Consider the following 2232-nt stretch of genomic DNA (forward strand, 5'->3'; position numbering starts at 1 on the left):
GTTACAAGGGATTATGTTCTTGGTCTTGAGGTTGTAAAGCCCACTGGTGAGATTATCAATACCGGGGTGAGAACCATGAAAGGTGTAGTAGGATATGACCTCACCCGATTGTTTGTGGGCAGTGAAGGGACGCTTGGGATAATTACGAAGATCATCCTGAAACTTATTCCTTTGCCAGAGGCAAAAACTACCATATTGGCACTTTTTAAGGAAGTGGATGAGGCAGCAGAAGCAGTTTCTGCTATCATTGCGGCAAGGATAATACCTTCAACAATGGAATTTATGGACAGGGCATCAATTAAGTGTAGCGAACAAGCAAACCCCATGGGACTTCCGGAAGAAATTGGAGGGTTGTTATTGATAGAAGTTGATGGAGATAGAGAGTCTATTCAGTCGCAGGCTGAAAAAATAAGGAGGATTCTGCTTGAGAAAAAGGCTGTGCAATGTGACATGACACAGGACCCTGAAGAGGCTGACAGGCTCTGGCAGGCAAGACGAACCCTTTCTCAGGCAACATATAATCTAAATCCTGTAAAAATTGCTGAGGATGTGGTAGTACCCCGCTCCAATATACCGTCACTTATTCATATCCTTGAAGAGATGGAGAAAAAATTCGGTATCCCGATTCTAAGCTTTGGACATGCAGGGGACGGCAACTTTCATGTAAGCATTATGATTCAGGATATACCTATCCACAGGGCAAAGGCAGAAGAGGCAGTAAGGGAAATATTTGCAGAAACAATCAGGCTTGGGGGTACCCTTTCGGGTGAGCACGGGATTGGACTTTCCAAGGCAGCCTACCTTGAAATGGAACTTTCTCCAGAGGTGATTGCCACGATGAAAAGGATAAAACAACTCTTCGACCCCAATAACATACTTAATCCCGGTAAGATTTTTCCTGCCTGAATAATTGAGGGAGGTTTCAGATCAGCGAAATAACTTCGTTAAGGATACAGAGTGTATTATTAGATTGCTTTGAAAATTAATCTGAGGAGTCCTGCTGACCCTCTGGGTCAGGAAGGATTAAAACCATTTGTTGATACTCTTTTAACACCTTTTTTGTGAAACGGGTTATGGGTACATTGTCGTCAGTTGTGTGTGTTTTCTTTACCTTTGCAGGTCCCACATTATAGGCATGGAGCGCTGAATAAAGATTTTCAAACATATCCATGAGTTTTGAAAGATAGTTAACGCCGATTTTGATGTTCTTTTCGGGCTCATAGAGGCATTTTGCTCCCCTTACCTGCACCCCTGCGTCTTTCGCAATATGCTTTGCCAGTGCTGGTTTTATCTGGAGAAGCCCTCTTGCCCCTTTTCTGGAAATGGCATTATGTCTGAAATTACTCTCCACTTTCATCACAGCCAGAATAAGTCTATAATCCAGGTTGTATTGTTGAGACTCTTCATATACAGTATTTGCAATAGTTTTTAATGTATCTTCATTAGCCCTCACCCTTTTCTCTTTTAAATATTCCACTGTCTTCGCTATGATCATTTCCTTTTCCGTGTTTTCATCAGTAAAGGCTTCAGTGATTGAGAAAGTGGTCAGGGTGAATATGATTATTGCAGAGATTATTGTGGAAAGGGGGTTAAATTTCTCAGGAATTTTCATGAGGTATTTAGATACAACAGAATGGTGATATGTGTCAACAATTTTCATAGCTATCACTGTGATTCAGACAGTAGACCATAGACATAAGGCAATAGACATTAGACTATAGACTTCAGACAACAGAAGGGAATGGGCAGAGATTACACATAGAAAAGTCTGAAGACTAATGTCTGATGTCCGGTGTCTGAATTGCAGAGTCCAATGTCTGAATTGCAGGTCTATTTGCTATAACTGGAGTTTCCTGACGTTTTCTGATGAATAACGCTATTAAATAGCAAATATCAAAGAGTTGAAGACGGTTTGATCAGAACCATGACTGTAATGGCCGGAAGAACTTTTTGCGAATCGCGACTTCGAGCATTTTTGGGTAACCCACTCGGCAAGAATAAACGTTCTGAAGGACAATTTGTGCTGTCTGAGTGCGAAGCACGAGTTCACGAATTGAGTGAAATTCGAGTCCGGGTACCCGCTTGCGGGTGGGGGTAAAAACGCGCAGCGGAGCAGAGAGCAAAACAGTGTTCCGGCTATATTGAAATACAAAAGTCAGGAAACTCCAGTTGCTATAACAATTGACAATGGTCAATTCTTCTGTTAAGGATTTTATATGAATGAAAGGTTGG

Annotated in this window: 3 protein-coding genes; 1 reads left to right on the plus strand and 2 read right to left on the minus strand. The window is 41.8% G+C overall.

Features of this window, described 5'->3' with window-relative positions; translation table 11 throughout:
• Positions 1 to 906 (plus strand): glycolate oxidase subunit GlcD (locus tag NTU69_01200; protein ID MCX5802145.1); only part of this gene is annotated, 906 nt, incomplete at its 5' end.
• A gap of 76 nt (positions 907 to 982) precedes the next feature.
• On the opposite strand, the gene NTU69_01205 is transcribed toward NTU69_01200, so the two are convergent.
• Both NTU69_01205 and NTU69_01210 read right to left on the minus strand, forming a co-directional pair.
• On the minus strand, positions 983 to 1612 hold the full coding sequence (locus NTU69_01205; protein ID MCX5802146.1) for a lytic transglycosylase domain-containing protein: 630 nt from the start codon (positions 1610 to 1612) through the stop codon (positions 983 to 985).
• A gap of 304 nt (positions 1613 to 1916) precedes the next feature.
• On the minus strand, positions 1917 to 2232 hold a 316-nt coding region (locus NTU69_01210; protein MCX5802147.1), incomplete at its 5' end, for a hypothetical protein.

The sequence above is a fragment of the Pseudomonadota bacterium genome (assembly GCA_026388215.1).
GTDB lineage: Bacteria > Desulfobacterota > Syntrophorhabdia > Syntrophorhabdales > Syntrophorhabdaceae > JAPLKF01.